Source organism: Limnoglobus roseus, assembly GCF_008254045.1.
GTDB lineage: Bacteria > Planctomycetota > Planctomycetia > Gemmatales > Gemmataceae > Limnoglobus > Limnoglobus roseus.
The window spans coordinates 3141422-3160366 of the sequence record NZ_CP042425.1; the positions used below are offsets into that span (position 1 = coordinate 3141422).

The following is an 18945-nucleotide window of genomic DNA, read 5'->3' on the forward strand; positions in this document are numbered from 1 at the left end:
CGTCGGCCGGGGCATAAACTTTCCAACCCGCGGGAACTTCGACGCGGTCGTGTGTCCCACTTTGCACGACTCAGGAAACTAGACTAAAGTTCGTCGACCCCCATGCACTTGCAGCGAAACCACCGCCTCTCCGGCACGTTGTGTCGCCCGGCTTTCAGAAGGCGGTTCTGGCTCGCCTGGGGAAGGAATCCGAGACAGCTCGATGATGATCGCTCCGCTCCCTGCCGACGAGTCTTCCCGGTTAGAGGCTCTCCGCGCCTTCAACGTCCTCGACACCCCGCCCGAGCGGGAGTACGACGACCTTACGCGGCTGGCGGCCACGATCTGCGGCACGCCGATCTCCGTCATCAGCCTGATCGACCGCGACCGGCAATGGTTCAAGGCGAAGGTCGGCGTCGATGCCGAGCAGACGAGCCGGGACATCGCCTTCTGCCCGCACGCAATTCTCGGCCGCGAGTTGTTCGTCGTGGCCGACGCGGCGACCGACGAGCGGTTTCACGACAACCCGCTCGTCACCGGGGCACCGCACATCCGCTTCTACGCCGGCGCGCCGCTGACCACGCCGGAGGGGTTCAACCTCGGCACGCTCTGCGCCATCGACCGCACGCCGCGGACCCTCACCCCGGAGCAGCAAGACGCCCTGCGGGTTCTCGCCCGCCAAGTGGTGGCGCAACTCATCCTCCGCCGGCAGGTCGTCGCCCTGGCGAACGAGGTGCGCGAGCGGCGAAAACTCGAAGTGAAACTGCGGGCGGAGCAGGATCGGTTCCGGGCGTTCATGGACCACAGTCCGGCCATCGCGTACATGAAGGACGCCGCCGGCCGGTTCGTCTTCGTCAACAAAACCCTCGCCGACCGCTTCGACCGGCCGGTGGACGCCTGGGTCGGGAAGACCGACCACGATCTGTTCGCTGCCGAGTTCGCCGACGAGTACCGGGCGCACGACGTTCAGGTGCTGGCCGGCAGCGAGGCGGTGCAGTACTCGGAAGCGACGCCGGAACGGGACGGCCGGATCACCCGCTGGCGGTCGTACAAGTTCCCGTTCACCGATGCGTCCGGGCGGCGGATGCTCGCCGGCATGTCGGTGGACGTGACCGCCGAGAAGTTAGCCGAAGACGCGGTGCGGGCGAGCGAGAACAAGTTCCGCACGACCGTGGATCGGCTCGCCGAAGGGGTGTGCGTGGTGGACGCGGCCACGACCCGATTCGTGGAGGCGAACACGGCCCTGCTGGGCATGCTCGGCTACACGGCCGAAGAGTTCCTCGCGCTGGACCCGTTCGACATCGTGGCTGGGGAGACGCCGGACCTGTTCGCCCGTAACACCCGGGCCATGTTCGACGTGCTTGCGTGTGACGGCCGCTGTGACGTGGGCCGTCGCCACTACCGCCGCAAGGACGGTTCAGTGGTGCCGGTGGACCTCCGCGTGACGGTCGTACCCAACGGCGGGGCAGGGTTACACGCGGTCATCGTCCGGGATATCACCGAGCAGGTCGAACACGAGAACCGGCTGTTCGACTACCAGACACAACTCGAAGAGGCCAACGCCCGGCTGAAGGCCCTGGCCGTCACCGACGGCCTGACCGGCGTGAAGAACCGGGCGGCGTTCAACGAGCGGCTGGGCGAGGAGTTCGACCGGGCCACCCGCTACGGCCACCCGTTGTCGTTGATCCTTTTGGATGTGGACCACTTCAAGGCGTTCAACGACACCTTCGGCCACCCGGCCGGGGATGAAGTGCTGAAAATCGTCGCCACCACCCTGCAAACCGTGGCCCGTGGGACCGACTTCGTCACCCGCTACGGCGGCGAAGAGTTCGCGATCGTCCTGCCGGACACCGAACTGTCCGGCGCACTGGTCGTGGCCGAGCGGTGCCGCCGGGCGTTGGCCGGCCGGTCGTGGAGCCGGCGGCCGGTCACGGCCAGCATCGGCGTTGGCACGCTCACCCCGACGACGGCCGACTCAGCCGAACTGCTCGCCGAGGCGGACGCAGCCCTGTACCGCTCGAAGCAAGCCGGCCGCAACCGCGTGAGCCACGGTAGCGGGGTAACGACGCCACCGCCGGCGGCCGTCAGAGGATCGTGAACGAGTCGGTGATGATTTTCAGCGTCTCGTCGGGTGGGAAATCTCGCCGCGTTTCGACCTTGATCACGAACAGTTGCTTGCCGTTGTGGGTGATGTAGTACACGTGCATGTTGTCTTCACGGCCGGCCTGCTGGATGGCCCGGTAGATGGGGTCCGCATCCTCCCGCGGGTTCGGCTTCGACTTCCGGACGATTTTTTTCACGCGGCATTCCAACCCCGGGAGGCCGCCCAGGACAATGGCCCGCTGGCTCACGAGTTCTTGGTCGTCTTGCACCCGCGCACCTCGCTCTTGCTCCCGCAGGGCCGCTAGCAGTTGCTCCGGAGTCGTGCCGGGGTTGTACCCGTTTTTGAGGCGACGGGACGAGACACTCGCTTCCAGCCGCCGCCCGCCCGGGCCTTGTTCCAGCACCACCGACGACGACCAGTGGTAGCTGCCGGCCGCCTCCATGTCCTGGCCGTTCTCCGTGCCGAACCACTTGTTCGCCTGCCCGGGCAGGTAGACCGCGAACATGCCGCCCGGCTCCCGCACGGCCGAGTAGTTGGGTGGCGGCCCGCCCGTGGGCAGGACGCTGCCGAGACCGCCCGGCCCGCCGGCCGGCGCGCCCATCTTCCCCTTGAAGAACATCACCCCGCCGGCCACGACCACGGCGACGGTCACCGCCACGCCGCCGAGGATCAGCGCCTTCTTCGGCCCATCGCCAGACCCACCGCGGCGCTTGCGGGCACGGTCGCCGCTTGACCGCTTGCGTGGTCGGTCGTCGTCATCATCGTCTTCATGCCGGCGATCCTTCTTCGCCCGTGGTCGGTCATCCTCGTCTTCGTCGTCGTGGACGGCCGCCTTCTTCTTTCGCGGCCGTTCATCCTCTTCGTCCTCCTCGGCCGCCCTCCGCTTGCTCGACTTGGACGCCGCCCGGGCCGGTGCGTCGTCCTCGACGACTTCGAAGTCGTCCTCGTCGGCGGGGGCTGGGACGGCGACCGGCTTCTGGCACTTCGGGCACCGGACGCGCTTGCCGGCGGCGTCGGCCGGCACGGTCATTTGCGCGGAACAGGACGGGCATTCGATGGACGAGGGCATGGGAGAGGCTCTCGAATTAAGACTACTATGAATGGCCTCCAAGCTAACGCCTCGATCACGGCAAGACAAGCGTTTTCGGGCGGACCTCAGTACCCCGCCGCCCGGCCGTCCTTGCGGGCCTCGGTGCCGCCGTGGAGTTTGCCGGTGGCGGGGTCGATCAGGATGCCCTGGTAGCCGCCGCCGTTCGTTTTCACGCGGTCCACGACGTGGCCGCGCTTCGCCAGTTCCTTCAGCACCGCGTCGGGGATGCCCGGCTCTGCCTTCAGCGTGCCGCCGTCGGCCGCTCCGGGCTTGCCGGTCGGCGTGGCGCTGCCGACGTGCTCGATGCGGGCCGCCTCGCCGGCTTGTTGGACGTTCATCCCGAAGTCGAGCAGGTTCACCAGCACTTGCACGTGACCCTGTGGTTGCATGTCGCCGCCCATCACGCCGTAGGTCAGCCACGGCTTGCCGTCCTTCGTCACCATCGCCGGGATGATCGTGTGGAACGGCCGCTTGCCCGGTTCGAGGCGGTTGGCGTGGTGTTCGTCCAGGGCGAACAGCGTGCCGCGGTTCTGGAGGGCGAAGCCGAGGTCCGGCGACGCGAGGCCGGAGCCGAAGCCCATGTAGTTGCTCTGGATCAATGACACGCAATTGCGGTCCTTGTCCACCACGCACAGGTAGATCGTGTCGGCCAGCCCCAGCTTCGCGTCGCCGGCGGCCACGTCCTTCATCGCCTTCGCCGGGTCGAACAGCTTGCCGCGTTCGGCCGCGTACTCCTTCGAGATCAGTTGCGTGACGGGCACCTTCGTGAACCGCGGGTCGGTGTAGAACTTCGCGCGGTCGGCGTAGGCGATCTTCTTCGCCTCGATCATCAGGTGCCAGTAGTCCGCGGAGTTGTGCCCGAGCATTTTCAGGTCGTGCGGTTCGAGCAGGTTCAGCATTTGCAACGCCGCGATCCCCTGGCCGGGCGGCGGCAGTTCCCACACGTCGTACCCGCGGTAGGTCGTCTTCACCGGCTTCACCCACTCGGAGGTGTGTTCGGTGAAGTCCTTTATCTGAAAGAGGCCGCCCTTCGCGTCCGAGAACCTCACCAGGGCCTCGGCGATCGGCCCCTTGTAGTAGGCATCCCGGCCGCCGTCGGCGATGAGTTGGTACGTCTTCGCGAGCGTCGGGTTCTTGAACGTCTCGCCGACTTTCGGTGAGTGTCCGTTGACGGTGTAAACCGCCCGCAACTCGGCGACTCGCTCGGCCGTGGCCCAGTAGCCGCCGATCACCTTCGGTACGACGACGCCCTCGTTGGCGTGGCGGATGACCGGCGTCAGCAGTTCTGCGAACGTCTTCGTACCGAACTTCTTGCGAAGCTCGTCCCACCCGTCGACGCAGCCCGGCACCGACCAACTCAGCGGTCCCTTCTCGGAAATCTCGGCGAGGCCGCGGTCCTTAAAGAGCTGCCGCGTGGCCTTCAGCGGCGCGCGGCCGTTGGCGTTGAGGCCGTGGAGCGTCTGCGTCTTCGCGTCCCAGACGATGGCGAACAGGTCGCCGCCGATGCCGCACGACATCGGTTCCATCAAGCCCATCGCGGCACTCGTGGCGATGGCCGCGTCGACGGCGTTGCCGCCGGCCTTCAGCACGTCCAGCCCTACCTGTGCGGCGAGCGGGTGGCTGGTCGCGACGATGCCGTGATCGGCGATGGTTTCCGCCCGCGGTTTGATCTGGGCTTGCGCGGCCGCACACGAACTGAACGCCAAGCCGAGGGCCAGGATCGAATGTCTCATGAGCTACGTTCCGAAGATGCCCGGCGGCGGCGGGGTTGTTCGTGATGGAGAGGGGATCAACTCTTATCGCAGAACGACGTGACGAAATCAAGGATCGGATTCGAGGGATAAGATTCGACGGGTGAGGGGGTGGATCGCTTCCAGCACCGTACCGCACCCGCCGAATCGGGGACCGAAACTACTGCACGGTCACGCGGTCGTCGAGGTCGGGGACGACGCCGGGGCTTTTCGGCAGGTCTTTGCCGAGGTAGTACGTCCCGCCGCTGACGATCGGGTGGTCGTAGCCGGGGAAGTTGACGATCGCGAAGACGGAGAAGCCGTTGTACTTCGTCCCGGTGATGGTCGGTTCGAAGGAGACGATTTCGCCGAGTCGTTCGCCGCTGTCCTTGCCGCCGAGGAGGAAGTCGGCCAACGGAGTCGCGGTGCTGCCCTTGTTGGCCATCACGTCCACGCCGGAGATGACCCGCGTGCGCTGTCCGCCGCCCGGCCCCGCCCCGACGATCAGGTCGGCCTTGCCGTCGCCGTTCACGTCGCCGGCGTCGATGGAGACGCCGCCGCGGAAGATCGACGTTTCCGGCAGGGCGAAGAAATCGTTCACCAACCGCGTGGGGGCGCTTTTCACGGCCGTCGTGCCGTCGTAAATGGCCACCCGCGGGCCACCACCAACCCCGGCCCCGATGGCCACGTCCCCCTTGCCATCGGAGTTGAAGTCGGCCACGGCGACGGAACTGCCGCCGCGGAAGTTGGCATCCGCGATGCCGAAGAAGCTGGCGGCGGTCTCGAATTGCGTGAAGGTGGCGAACTTCCCCTGCGGCGTCGTGTTGACCGTCGGGTCGGCGATGGCCTTCAAGATCACGACCCGGCCGCTGCCGCCGATGTCCGCGGAGACGACAATCTCGGCCCGGCCGTCGCCGTCGAGGTCACCGGCCGCGACGCGGGCACCGCCGGTGTAGGTCGATTCGAAGACCTTGCTAGTGGTCGCCGTGACGCCTTCGAGGTTGGCGTAGACGACGTTCACGGTGACGACTTGGCCGGCTTTCGTCACGGTGATGAAGTCGTTGAACCCGTCGCCGTTCACGTCGGCCGTGGCCGAGCGGGACGGGTCGATGTCAAGGGCTTGCAGGCCGGCAGACGCGGGGGTCGTCCGGTCTTCGAGCGGTTGAAGGGCGAGCGGCGCGGACTTGCGGGGTTTCGGCACGGCGGATTCCTTCCAGAGTGGTAATCGGGCGGCAGCCCCGTCCGTGGGGCGACTGCTCCTCATCCATCAGGCCCGGAGTCGGGCCGAATCGGGCCGCCGATCGCGCAAAAAATTCCATACCCGGACGACCCGCCCCCGGCAATGGCGGCCGGTGATCGCGGCTTTTGATCCGCTCTGGTGCGTGACAGCCCTCATTTCCCGCGATACAATCGGCTCTCCCACCACCCCGAGGGCTTCTCCCATGCGGTTCGCCGCGTTCCTCACGCTCGTCACGTTTGCCAACCTCAGCTTCGCCCAACAGCCGGTCGCCCCGACCGACGCCAAGTCGCCGGAGGACGAGCGCAAGTCCTTCAAGCTGCCCGACGGCTTCGTCGCCCAACTCGTCGCGGCCGAACCGCAGTTCGCCCCGTGGCCGTTCGGCGGCACGCCGAAGACGCCCGGCATCCAGAAGCCGATCCAACTCGCCTTCGACGCGAAGGGCCGGCTGTGGGTGACGACGTCGTACCACTACCCGTTCGCCGCCCCGAAGGGGGAGGAGTCCGACAAGCTGTTCGTCTTGTCCGATTTCGGCGACGACGGGCTGGCGAAGAAGATCGAAGTCTTCGACGACAAGCTGAACATCCCCATCGGCATCCTGCCGCTGCCGGACTGCAAGAGTTGCATCGTCTCGTCGGCCGGCGAAATCCTGAAACTCACCGACACCGACGGCGACGGCAAGGCCGACACGCGGGAAGTCCTCTTCACCGGCTTCGGGTTCAAGGACACGCACGGCATGTACAACTCGTTCGCGTACCTGCCGGACGGCTGGGTGTACGCCTGCCACGGGTTCTCGAACGAGTCGCGGGTGAAGGGCAAGGACGGGCACGAGGTGCACATGCAGAGCGGCAACACGTTCCGCTTCCGGCCGGACGGCAGCCGCATCGAGATCTACACCCGCGGCCAGGTCAACCCGTTCGGCATGACGGTCGACCCGTGGTTCAACCTGTACACGGCCGACTGCCACTCGAAGCCGATCACGCAGCTCATCAAGGGGGCGTACTACGACAGCTTCGGCAAGCCGCACGACGGCCTCGGGTACGCCCCGCACGTCACCCACCACGACCACGGCAGCACCGGCCTGTGCGGCCTGACGTGGTACGACGCGGACCAGTTCCCGGACCAGTGGAAGGGCTGCACGTTCCTCGGCAACGTGGTGACGAACCGCATCAACGCCGACAAGATCGAGTGGAAGGGCAGCACGCCGGTGGCGAAGGAACTGCCGGACTTCCTGAGCAGCGGCGACCCGTGGTTCCGCCCGTCGGACATCAAGCTCGGCCCGGACGGGGCGTTGTACGTGTCCGACTTTTACAACAAGATCATCGGCCACTACGAGGTGGACCTGAAGCACCCCGGCCGCGACAAGTCCCGCGGCCGGGTCTGGCGGATCGTGTGGCAGGGCAAGGACGGCAAGGCGTCGCCGCCGAAGATGCCGTTCGCCGATCTGACGAAGGAGACGCCGGAGAAACTGGTGGAACTGACCGGCAGCAAGAACATCACGACGCGGCTGATGGCGACGCGGGCTTTGATCGAGCGGGGGAAGGAAACGCTGCCGGTCGTGAAGGAGGCGTTTAAGAAGCCGCGGGACATGACGGACCGGCAGTTCATCGATCTGGTGTGGGTGGTAACCCGGCTCGAATTCGACAAGCAGGCCGCGTTTTTGGATAACGCTCATGAGGCCGCGATCAGCACCGACTACATATTCCTCTTGAACCGAGCCACCCAAACACGTCCTATCGATCCGCATGCCGCTGTCGCATTCGATAAGTTCCCACGGAACGTGAGAAAGAAGTATGAGAATCCCACGCCGGGGCAAAGTATCAATCCACTGCCCGAACGCATCAAAGAGCAGGCACGGGCAGAGCGAATCCGTGTGGACGCCCAACTCGAGGCTCCGTTCCGATACACGCATGACATCGCTGACTTGACGTCGATCATCGTTCGTGCCCTGCCCGAAGACGTGGGCCTCCGCCACGCCGCCCGCATTTCCTTGCGGAACGTGCTGGCCGATCCCGACACACAGGGAGACTTGGTGTGGGCGCTGAAACTATTTATCGCGAAGAAGGGCCAAGACGTCGCCGTCCTCGACGACGTGTTCCTCGGCGTGCCGACGGCCTATGCGGGTTGGTGGCTGTCAGAGCGGTTGAAAGCTGGCACACTTGATCCCGCGTTCGCGGAGCGGGCGTATCAGCACGTCGGCCGGTACGGGTGCGACTGCCACCGGCAGCAGGCGTGGGTGGCGGCTCAAGACATCACCGATGGCCGGTCGCGGATCGGCATGATGCAAGCCCTCCGCCGGGGCGTCGCCAGTGCCGGGGCGTCGTTCGCACCGAGCGACTTGGCCCGGCTCACTCGCACGGTGCAAGGCGGATTAACGGCAGCCGACGACGGCGTGGTGCTGGGCAGCCTGCAACTGGCCGCAACCATCGACTACGACGTGGCCCCGGCGGCCTTGGAGTTGGTGACGAACCCCAAGCGGTCGGAGGCGGTCCGGTTGGCCGCGTTCGCCGCCGTCGAGAAGCAGCCGAAGGACAAACTGCTGCCAGCGTGCAGCGACATCGTCAAGGACGCCACCTCGCCGCCGGCCCTTCGCGAGAAGGCGCTGCCGATCCTCGCGGCTTCCACGAAGTTGCTCGACCTGATTCTGCTCAAGGACTTACTCAAGACCGCCCCGCACCGGCAGGGCGTGCTGATTGCGACCGGCCTCGCATCCTCGAAGGAAGGCACGGCCCACCTGTTCGCGGCCGTCCAAACAGGCAACGCCTCGGCACGATTGCTGCAGGAGAAGGCCGTTCTGGACCGCCTGAAGGCGACGAACGCCGACAAGTGGGAAGCCCGCGTCAAAGAACTGACGGCCGGCCTGCCGAGTGCCGACGCCCGCATCGCGGCCCTGCTCAAGCAGCGCGGCGACGGCTTCAAGAAGGCGAAGATCGACCTCGACGCCGGCAAGAAGCTGTTCGGCACGACGTGCGCCAACTGCCACCAACTCGGCGGGCAGGGGGCGAAGGTCGGCCCGCAACTCGACGGCATCGGCAACCGCGGCGTCGAGCGGATCATGGAGGACGTCCTCGACCCGAACCGCAACGTCGATCACGCCTTCTACACGACGACGCTGGAACTGAAGGACGGCCGCCAACTGTCCGGTCTGTTGCGGGTGGAGGGCAAGACGCTCATCCTCATCGACCCGCAGGCGAAGGAAACGCGGGTGAGCGAGGCCGACGTGGACAAGAAGCGGACGTCGCCGCTGTCGCCGATGCCGAGCGACATCGCGGAGAAGCTAAAGCCGCAGGAGTTCTACCACCTGATCGGCTACCTCGCAGACCAACGGCAGAAGTAAGACTTTTCACCACAGAGGACACCGAGAGCACAGAGGAAAACCGAACACTGTTTAGAAGACCAAACCCAGTCTTCGGTCTTTCCTCCGTGCCCTCGGTGTCCTCTGTGGTTAATCAATTGGAGCACCCATGGTCGGCGGGCGGTTGCGACAAGCCTGGGACTTGATGAAGGCGGTGTGGCACACCGACTCGAACCCCGCGGGTCTGGACAAGGCCCTGAACGACCTCCGCACGCAGTCGCCGACGCCGGTGTTCTGGCTGTTCGGCAAGACGCAGACTGGCAAGACCACGATTATCCACCACCTCACAGGGGCCGAGGAAGCCGCCATCGGCAACGGCTTCCGCCCGTGTACCAAGACTAGCCGCGAGTACCCGTTCCCGACGCCCGACGCGCCGCTGTTGAAGTTCCTCGACACGCGGGGGCTGGACGAGCCGGGGTACGACCCCGACGCCGACATCGCCGCGTTCGACTCGCAGGCACACGTCATGATCGTGACGGCCAAGATTCGCGATCTGGCCCAGGGGAATGTGCGCGAAGGGCTGAAGAAAATCCGGGCCGTGAACTCGCGGCGGCCGGTGATCCTGGTGCTGACGTGCCTGCACGAAGTTTACCCGCAACAGCAGCACCCGCAGCCGTACCCGTTCGCGGAAGTCGGGGCGCACGCGATCAACCCCGACGTGCAACGGCTCATTGAGGAACACGCGAAGGCGTTCGACGGCATGTTCGACGTGATCGTGCCGATCGACATTACGAAGCCGGAGGAAGGCTTCGACGCTCCGACCTATGGCGGCGATCACCTCAAGCAAACGCTGTTGAAGTACCTTCCCCAAGCCTACCGGCAGTCGCTGGCTCGCACCGATCACCTGACCGAGAAGCTGAAGGACTTGCACCAAGAGCACGCGGGACCGATCATCCTCGGCTACACGTCTCTGGCCGGCACGGCCGGGGCACTGCCGATCCCGCTCGTCGATCTCGTGCTGCTGCCGGCGATCCAAACGCGGATGGTCTACCACCTGGCGAGAATTTACGGGCAAGAACTGACGGCAGTTCGCTTCCTGGAACTAGCCGGCTCGCTCGGCCTGGGGATCCTGGCCCGGACGGCCGTGCGGCAGGTGGCGAAGCTCATCCCCGGCGTCGGCAGTGCGGCCGGGGCGACGCTCGCGGCGGCTTCCACGTTCGCGCTCGGCAAGGCGTTCTGCCTGTACTACGAGGAAGTCCACGAGGGCCACGTGCCGGACGCGGCGAAGCTCAAGAGCTACTACCACGAGCAACTGACCGAAGCCCACCGGCAGTGGAACCGGCCGGGTTGATTTTGGCGAGCGGGGGGCGTAAGCGGGCCGTGTCTCGTGAAGGCCAGACACGGCCCGCTTACGCCCCCCGCTCGCCTTTTTTCGTCCGCGTCCGACAATAGCGGCATGGAACCCGTTCGCGTCAACCTCGGCCCGCGCTCCTACGACATCCGGTTCGCCGGCGACCTCGGCAGTTTCGCCGACTTCGTGCGGCTGTCGGTGCCGCGGGCGAAACTCGCCCTCGTCGTTGCCGACACGCACACCGAACGACACGCCACCACGGTTCGCGACGCCCTCGAAAGCGTCGGCCTTCGCACCGGCATGGCCGTCGTGCCGAGCGGCGAATCCTCGAAATCACTCGCGGAGTTCGGCAAACTGCTCGACGCCCTCGCGGACCTGCCCGCGGATCGGCAGACGGCCGTCGTCGCGGTCGGCGGCGGCGTCGTCGGCGACCTCGCCGGCTTCGCGGCGGCGGCCTACAACCGCGGGCTGCCATTGGTTATGGTGCCGACCACGCTGCTGTCGATGGTCGATTCCTCCGTCGGCGGCAAGACCGGCATCAACCACGCGAAGGGCAAGAACCTCATCGGCGCGTTCCACCAACCGGCCGGCGTCTGGATCGACCCCGCTTTCCTCGGCACGCTGCCCGACCGCGAGTTCCGCAGCGGGCTGGCCGAGGTCGTGAAGTACGGCGTCATTCAGGACGCCGAGTTCTTCGCATGGCAGGAAGCGAACGCGGCCGCGATCCTGGCCCGCGATCTGGAGGCGGTGCGGTACCTCGTCGCGAAGTCGTGCCGACTGAAGGCCGATGTGGTCGAACAAGACGAGCGCGAGGAAACCGGCCTGCGGGCGATCCTGAACTACGGCCACACGTTCGCCCACGCCTTCGAGACGGTCGGCGGCTACGGCGCGTGGCTGCACGGCGAGGCGGTCGCGGCCGGCATGGTCTGCGCCTCGCGGTTGGCCGAGAAGTTGGGGCGAATCCCCGCCGACGTGACCGAGCGACAGGTGAAGTTGCTCACCGCGTTCGGCCTGCCGTTGCACCCGAAGGCCGAATGGCCGATCGAGCCGATGATCGACGTGATGCGCCGCGACAAGAAGGCCGCAGCCGGCCGACTGCGGTTCGTACTGCCGACGAGGATGGGGCACGTCGAGTTGGTGGACGGCGTGCCGGAGGATTTGGTGCGCGAGGTGTTGTGCTAAACTGGGCGAGCGGCCCGGCGTAAGCGGGCCGTGTCTCGGCAGTGACAGACGCGGCCCGCTTACGCCGGGCCGCTCGCCCGTTGGCCGAACACTCTCCCATGACCCAAGACCGCATCGTCCAGTTCTTCCGCGAGCGCGTCATCTTCGCGAAGCTGGCGGCCATCATCCTCTGGATCAGCTACGCCGTCAGCATTCTGATGGGCGACCACCACGGCGGCATGAAGTTCACCGGGCCGGTTGTCGGATCGGACCCGAACTCGTGGATCGTCTACGACGAACACTACGGCGTCTTCAACTTCCGGGGCGAGACGAACGGGGCCGACCACCTCGCGTGGTACACGGCCGCCCGCCTCATCCGCGAGGGGGAGCCGGAGAAGATCTACGACTACGGCTACATCCACAACTATCAGAAAGAGATGGTGCCGAAGAAGCGATGGGACTCGCTGATGGCGTACCGGAACCCGCCGTTCTACTGCCTGCTGTACCTGCCCACGTCGTACCTGTCGTTCACTCAGAGTTGGCTCATCTGGTGCGGCATCTACATCTTCGGCGTCTGGTTCGCTGTCGGCTGGCTCGGCGGCGGGCGGACCGAGTTCTGGTGGCTGATGGCGTTCTTCCCGACGTTCACGGCCATCAGTTACGGCCAGAACAGCCTGCTCAGCTTCATCATCCTTGCCGGCACCTACCGGCTGCTGAAGGGCGACCGCGTCTTCCTGGCCGGGTTGATCGGCGGCCTGCTCTGGTTCAAGCCGCCGATGCTCACGGGCCTCGTGCTCTGGGGCTTGCTCGACATCCGTCGCCTGTGGCTGGCCGCGCTCGGGGTGGTCCTCACCGGCGTCGTGTTGACGCTCGGCACGTACCCGTTCATCCCGGCCGTGTGGGACGGGTTCATCGACAGCCTGAACGGGAACGTGAAGTTCACCGACTTCGAGCAGTTCAAGATGCACAACCCGGTCGCGTTCTGGCGGCTGCTGCTGCCGGAGGCGACCGCGTGGCACTGGCCGCTGGCCGCGGCGTGCTCACTGCTGGCCGTTTTGTGGTTCGTGTGGGTGTGGTGGAAGCACCGAAACGACCTCGCGATCCTGTTCGGCGCGCTGGTGTTTGTCACCCTCTGGGGGTCGCCGCACGCCTTGATTTACGAGTGGTCCGTCCTCGGCATCACCGGCATCCTGTGGTGGCCTCGGCTCGCCCACGTGCCGTCGGCCCGGTTCTTGCTCTACGGGGCGGCTTGGCTGGTGATGTTCGTCAGCACGCACCTCGCGGAATTCATCCTGAACCTGCAAGGCGATCACACCGTCTTCCCCCGGTACGCCGTGCAGATCAGCATGCCGGCGATGGCCGTGATCGCCGTGTGGTGCGGGCGGCTGTTGCGGTCTGACCCCGTCAAACGGGCGAGCCTGCCTTGACCTCTTGCGCCGCGGGTTCGACAATTAACTGTACCCCGCCTCCGTCCTCTTCCTCCGTGTGATTCCGCAACATGTCTGATCGTCGCGTCGGTTTATGGCTCATCGGGGCGTTCGGCGGCGTTGGCACGACTACCGCCGTCGGCCTCGCCGCCCTAGCCAAGAAACTCAGCCCGCCGGTGGGTATGGTTACCGCCCTCGGCGACTTCGAGGGCGTCGATTTCGACACGGCCGACACGTTCATCGTCGGCGGCCACGACATCCGCCAAACGACCTTCGCACAAGCCGGCCGCGAGTTGCTCGAACGGTCCAACGTCTTCAGCCACGCCCTGCTGGCCGGCGTCGGCCCCACTCTGGAAGCGTGGTCGAAGAACGTCCGCCCCGGCGTCTTGTACCGGGCGAACGCCGCCATCAGCACGATGGCCGACCGGCCCGACGTGCGGGAATCCAGCAGCCCCCGCATGGCGATCGAGCAGATTCAATCCGACGTGCGGGCCTTCCAATCGCAGCACAACCTGTCGCAAGTCGTCGTCATCAACGTGGCCTCGACCGAGCCACCGTTTGAACTGACGGCCGAACACCAGACGCTGGCGAAGTTGCGGAACGCCCTCGCCGAGAACCCGGCCGCTCTGCCGATGAGCAGCCTGTACGCCTACGCCGCGATCGATGCCGGGTACGCTTACGTGAACCTCACGCCGAGCCGCGGCGCGACGATGCCGGCGATGGAAGAACTCGCCCGCGCGAAGGGCGTGCCGACGGCCGGGCAAGACGCGAAGACCGGCGAGACGCTGGTGAAGAGCGTGCTGGCCCCGTTGTTCGCGAAGCGGAACCTGCGCGTCCTCAGTTGGGTCGGCCACAACATCCTCGGCAACCGCGACGGGCAGGTGCTGTCCGACCCGCAGAACAAGGCGAGCAAGGTGAAGAGTAAGGACGCGCTGCTCGCGGAACTGCTCGGCTACAAGCCGCAGAGTCTGGTGAGCATCGAGTACGTGGAATCGCTGGACGACTGGAAGACGGCGTGGGACCACGTCCACTTCGAGGGCTTCCTCGGCACGAAGATGACGTTGCAGTTCACGTGGCAGGGCTGCGACTCGATCCTGGCCGCCCCGTTGGTGATCGACCTCGCCCGGCTGGCCCTGCGAGCGCACCGCCGCGGCGAAGGCGGCAACCTGCCGGCCCTGGCGTGCTTCTTCAAGTCCCCCGTCGGCGTGGACGAACACGATTTCTCGCGGCAGTTCGAAATGCTGGAGGCGTATTTGGCCACCGATCAACAGCGATAATCAAGGCCGATCCGGGGAAGACATGATCGGTCGTGGGCGTAGGGGGAACTGTCTTCCCCCTACCCAGCCTCTCCCCTCAAAGTCGGGCGAGAGGAAGAAACCAAGCCATTACTCCAGCCGCAGGCCGGAGAAGTAGAACACCAGCCACCGGCCGTCGTGCGGCGTGTAGCTCTCCGGCACGGCGAACGAGAAGTTCACGTTGTGCCGGCCCGGCGGCACGGTGAACGTCCGCGTTAGCATCGGCGTGTCCGGGTCGATCGTCAGGTCTTCCGTCCACAGGTCGCCGCCGCGGATCGACAGCACGGCCGGATTCTTCGTCATCGTGCGGATGAAGAACTGCGCCGTGAACGTCTTCGTCTCGTTCGTCGGGTTCACGAACACGGCCAACCCCTTCGGTCGGCACCAGCGGTGCTGCCACTCGTACCCTGAATCCTTGAAGCTGGAGAAGCCGTTCAGCCAGAGGACGCGGACGCGGTGCAGTTCGTTGTAGCACGCCGCTTCCCACCCGGACCCGTAGGCCCCCCGCAGCCAGTTGCGGTACGGCCGCAGGTCGAAGAAGAGTTGGTCCTTGTGCGGGTGCGTCACCGTCGGCGTCGCCGTCGCGTGGCCGAGAGCCTTGACGATTTCCCGCTCCATCTGGTCGGCCTTCGCGGGCGGGTAGCCCCGCTTGTCGAGCATCAGCCCGTCGAACCCGGCTTTGACGACGTGTTCGAGCAGCTGCTCGGGCGGCAGGATCGAGACGTGCCGGCACCACTCGTCGGTCTCTCGGCCCTTCATGCACCCGTAGCTCCAGCGGAGCGTGTTCGTGTGAACGTACCCGCGGGCGTGCTCGTAGGACGCGAGGTTCCGCACCGGCGGGGACTCCGGCCAGCGGACGTAGGGCAGTTGGAACACCATCGCCCCCGGTGTCGTGCCGTCCGGGTTCAGTGCGTCCTCGATCTGGTGGAAGAACATTTCGTCGGTGCGGAAGCGGAGTTGCTGGTCCGAGATCAGCTTCGCCTCGATCTCGTCGCCCCAGGTGACCGGCGTCTGGTCCAGCACGCCGCAGACGGTCAGGGCGAGCCACGCGGCCATAGTTGCAATTCCCGCGACCCGGCGGGACGACCAGCACTCGACCCACGCCGATGCGCGGACGATGCCGGCATCGAGGGCGTACAAGATTGAGAACAGGGCGAAGAAGGCGATGTAGATGGCGATGCGGTTGTAACAGCGGACCTGCGGCGTGACGACGTGGTTGAAGATCGCCCCGAAGCCGCCGACCGTGCCGATGAGAATGGCGAACGCCGTCACCGCGGTCAGCTCCGCGTACGGCGAGGTTCGCCGCATCGGCAGCACGAGCCGCACGAGCAGGATCATCAGCCCGCACGCCCCGAGGAAGCCCAACCCGTACCGCTCGGTGATCGCCTGCACGGGGCGGTCGTAGCTGTTGTAGCTCGACTTGATTTCCGACAGGACGCGCAGCCGGTGGTCGTCGATCGGCATGAGCAGTTGCGTGAGCTTCAGCCCGTAGTGCTCGGCCTCTTCGGAGTATCGCTCGGTGGGGGCCGTGTGCTTGCCGTTCTTCGCCTGGTACATGAACTGCGGAGCATGGTTGGCGACGCCGGCCACGAAGATGACGCCGATCATCAAGACGGCCGAGGCCATCGCCCGCCAGGTCTTCAGGGCGGCCCAGCCGTACAACCCGGCCCCGAGCATCAACCCCGCCGCGAAAAAGGCGTAGTACGCCCCGGACGCCGCCGTGAGGATGCCGATGACGACGGCTGCGAGCGTGTCGCGGTCCCACAAGCAAAACCGCCGTCGCCCGTCCGCCCGCAAGGGGAACCCCGGCAGCCGTCCGCCGGCCACCCAGAGGATGACCATGCAGGTGACGGGGACGAAGAAGTAGGCCGACAGGAAGTAGTGGCACTCGCCGCGGTAGAAGTGGTACGGCTGCACCGCGTACAGTACGCCGCCGGTCGCCGCCGCGAAGAACGACAGGCCGAAGTGCCGCAGCACCGCCATCGCCGCCAGCCCCGCGAGCGGGTAGCCGAGCAGGTAGTAGAGGTTGAACACGAACACCGGATCTGGCGTGACCCGACCGATCAGCCAAATGATCGCGAAGTGCAGGTGGTCGATGACCGGGAAGTCGTACATCTCCTGCACGCCCGGCGCGCCGAGCCGGTCGGTGTGCCAGTGGGTGCCGGTTTCGATGGTGGACTTCACCATCGGCAGGATCAGCAGCGCGTCCTCGTCGTACAGCAGCGGCGCATGGAAGCTGTTCACGTCCATGCGGTAGCCGACGAGCGGCAGGAGGAAGCAGATCACCGTAACGGCGACGTACCACGCCAGCCGCACGGGCCACCGCGTCTGGGCGGGCGGCACCGCGGCCGCCGATGCCTTGACCTCCAGGGAGGGGGTGGTGGCCTCCGGCGGGGTGCGCGAGTCGCTCGCCGTGTCCCGGATTTCGGCCGAGTTCCCGTGCAGGGCGGAAGGTGCGTCAGAAGCCCCATCACCCTTTAAAAAAGTCGAGTGCGGGACGAGCGGGGTGGAATCACCCATAAGAAATCCAAACCTCGGGTCGGCCGTCGGGATTCAATGCGTGCGGGGTCGCAATTAACCCTTCCCTCGTGATTTATAGCCGGAGGCCGCCGTGTCATCCCCAGCCTATTCAGATGTTCCCTACCTCGTGATCGGCTGCGGCTACCTCGGCCGTCGCGTGGCCACCGCCTGGCGGGCCGCCGGCCGTCGCGTCACGGCCCTCACGCGGCACCGGGCCGACGAGTTGGCCCGTGACGGTTTCGAGCCGATCGTCGGCGACGTGCTGGACCCCGCGAGCCTGTCCCGGCTTCCGCCCGCCGGTGCGATACTATACGCCGTCGGCTTCGACCGCGAGTCCGGCCGCTCGATGCGCGAGGTGTACGTCGAAGGGTTGGCGAACGCCCTCCAAGCCGTTCGCTGCAACGGGCCGTTCCTTTTCGTCAGCAGCACCAGCGTCTACGGCCACACCCGTGGCGAGTGGGTGACGGAAGACAGCCCGACGGAACCGCTCGAATCCTCCGGCCGCGTAGTGTTGGAAGCGGAGCAAACGGCTCGGCGTTTGCGGCCGGACGCGATCATCCTCCGCTTCGCCGGCATCTACGGCCCGAACCGCGTCCTCCGGCGTCAGGCGTTAATCAAGGGCGAACCGCTGATCGGCGACGCCGACAAGTGGTTGAACCTGATTCACGTGGACGACGGCGTCTCCGCAGTGCTGGCGGCCGAGCAGCACGGGCGGCCGGGCGAGTTGTACCAGATCGCGGACGACGAACCCGTGCGGCGGCGTGACTTCTACACGCTCTCGGCCCAATTGTTGGGCTCGCCGCCGGCGGCGTTTCAGCCGTCGCCGACACCCGCGGTGGAAGCGAACCGCCGGGTGAGCAACGCGAAAGCCCGGGCCGAACTGGAGTTCGCCCCACGGCATCCGAGTTACCGCGAAGGGCTGCGGGCGAGTTTGCCCATCATCCCCGCGTAGCGGGTCGGCCAACGGCCGGCCGTTGCCGACATGCTACTTCAGACACTCCTTCAGCGGCACGTCCTTCAGTGCTTTCAGTCCCTCGGCGACACACGCCGCGTTCCGCTCCGCGCCGGCGGGGCTGGTGTGCGTGTTGTCGGCGGTCGTGAAGTACTTCTCCTTGATCTCGGCCGGCTTCATCTCGGCGTAGTGGGTCATGACGAGCAGGTTCAAGTTCACGAACGGCACCTTCTCGGCCTTCGCGACCTCCTCCGCCCAGCCAACGTAGCCGCTTTTCTCGGCCGTGCCCTTTTCCACCGGCTTCTGCGGGCAGTGCGGGATCGGCGAGAGGATGACGATCGTCAGCTTCTTCTCCCGCGCGTCGGTGACGTACTTCCGCAGGTACCAGCCGTAGGTGTGGACGACTTCCTTCTGCTTCGTGATCGGGTTGTCGATTTCCTTCGTCTCCTCGCCGACGCCGCGGATGCTGCCGCGGGCGCGGGCCGCGTCGTCGAGCGGTCCGCCGTCGTTGTGGCCCATCTGCACCAACACGAAGTCGCCGGGCTTGCTCGCCTTCAGGATTTTCTCCCACCGCCCCTCGTTGATGAACGTGCGGCTGCTCCGCCCCCCGATGGCGTGGTTCTCGACCTTGATCTTGTCCGCGTCGAACAGCTTGATGACCGGGTCGCCCCAGCCTTGTTGGCCCTTCGTGCCGTTGCGGACCGTGGAATCGCCGACGATGAACAGCGTCGGCTTCTCGGCGGCTGACGCGAAACTGCCGATGAAGAGGGCGACGAGCAGGGAGCGGAGAAGGAGCATGACGAC

At 66.2% G+C, this 18945-nt stretch carries 12 protein-coding genes; 7 read left to right on the forward strand and 5 right to left on the reverse strand.

Going from position 1 to position 18945, the window contains the following annotated elements:
- The first annotated feature begins 202 nt into the window (after positions 1 to 202).
- A complete protein-coding gene (locus PX52LOC_RS13210) occupies positions 203 to 2077 on the forward strand; it encodes a sensor domain-containing diguanylate cyclase (RefSeq protein ID WP_218575351.1) in 1875 nt (624 codons plus the stop codon).
- On the opposite strand, the gene PX52LOC_RS13215 is transcribed toward PX52LOC_RS13210, so the two are convergent.
- From PX52LOC_RS13215 to PX52LOC_RS13225, 3 genes are all read right to left on the reverse strand, one after another.
- Entirely contained in the window at positions 2064 to 3152 is a 1089-nt protein-coding gene (locus PX52LOC_RS13215) for an MJ0042-type zinc finger domain-containing protein (protein ID WP_149110536.1), read from the reverse strand. The two genes, PX52LOC_RS13210 and PX52LOC_RS13215, sit on opposite strands and share 14 nt — an antisense overlap.
- 86 nt (positions 3153 to 3238) lie before the next feature.
- On the reverse strand, positions 3239 to 4906 hold the full coding sequence (gene ggt, locus PX52LOC_RS13220; protein WP_149110537.1) for a gamma-glutamyltransferase: 1668 nt from the start codon (positions 4904 to 4906) through the stop codon (positions 3239 to 3241).
- 178 nt (positions 4907 to 5084) lie between these two features.
- A complete protein-coding gene (locus tag PX52LOC_RS13225) occupies positions 5085 to 6104 on the reverse strand; it encodes an FG-GAP and VCBS repeat-containing protein (RefSeq protein WP_168218974.1) in 1020 nt (339 codons plus the stop codon).
- Positions 6105 to 6345: 241 nt separating this feature from the next.
- Here PX52LOC_RS13225 and PX52LOC_RS13230 point away from each other — a divergent pair, with 241 nt between their 5' ends.
- The 5 genes from PX52LOC_RS13230 to PX52LOC_RS13250 all read left to right on the forward strand — a co-directional run bounded on the left by PX52LOC_RS13230 (position 6346) and on the right by PX52LOC_RS13250 (position 14651).
- Complete coding sequence (locus PX52LOC_RS13230) at positions 6346 to 9477, forward strand: PVC-type heme-binding CxxCH protein (RefSeq protein ID WP_149110539.1); 3132 nt, start codon at positions 6346 to 6348, stop codon at positions 9475 to 9477.
- A 127-nt stretch (positions 9478 to 9604) separates the two neighbouring features.
- Entirely contained in the window at positions 9605 to 10786 is a 1182-nt protein-coding gene (locus PX52LOC_RS13235) for a YcjF family protein (protein ID WP_246173718.1), read from the forward strand.
- Between the two features lie 105 nt (positions 10787 to 10891).
- Positions 10892 to 11968: a 3-dehydroquinate synthase gene (gene aroB, locus PX52LOC_RS13240; RefSeq protein ID WP_149110540.1), complete on the forward strand. Its 1077-nt coding sequence runs from the start codon at positions 10892 to 10894 to the stop codon at positions 11966 to 11968.
- A 98-nt stretch (positions 11969 to 12066) separates the two neighbouring features.
- Entirely contained in the window at positions 12067 to 13374 is a 1308-nt protein-coding gene (locus PX52LOC_RS13245) for a glycosyltransferase family 87 protein (RefSeq protein ID WP_149110541.1), read from the forward strand.
- A gap of 71 nt (positions 13375 to 13445) precedes the next feature.
- Positions 13446 to 14651, forward strand: a complete 1206-nt coding sequence (locus tag PX52LOC_RS13250; RefSeq protein WP_149110542.1) for an inositol-3-phosphate synthase — start codon at positions 13446 to 13448, stop codon at positions 14649 to 14651.
- A 108-nt stretch (positions 14652 to 14759) separates the two neighbouring features.
- Here PX52LOC_RS13250 and PX52LOC_RS13255 read toward each other — a convergent pair whose 3' ends face one another.
- Entirely contained in the window at positions 14760 to 17189 is a 2430-nt protein-coding gene (locus PX52LOC_RS13255) for an NnrS family protein (RefSeq protein WP_149110543.1), read from the reverse strand.
- 91 nt (positions 17190 to 17280) lie between these two features.
- Here PX52LOC_RS13255 and PX52LOC_RS13260 point away from each other — a divergent pair, with 91 nt between their 5' ends.
- Positions 17281 to 18141 (forward strand): SDR family oxidoreductase, encoded by an 861-nt coding sequence (locus tag PX52LOC_RS13260; RefSeq protein WP_149110544.1) that lies wholly within the window; start codon positions 17281 to 17283, stop codon positions 18139 to 18141.
- A 33-nt stretch (positions 18142 to 18174) separates the two neighbouring features.
- Here the strand turns inward: PX52LOC_RS13260 and PX52LOC_RS13265 are convergent, their stop codons facing one another.
- Positions 18175 to 18939 (reverse strand): rhamnogalacturonan acetylesterase, encoded by a 765-nt coding sequence (locus tag PX52LOC_RS13265; protein WP_149110545.1) that lies wholly within the window; start codon positions 18937 to 18939, stop codon positions 18175 to 18177.
- Positions 18940 to 18945 lie beyond the last annotated feature (6 nt).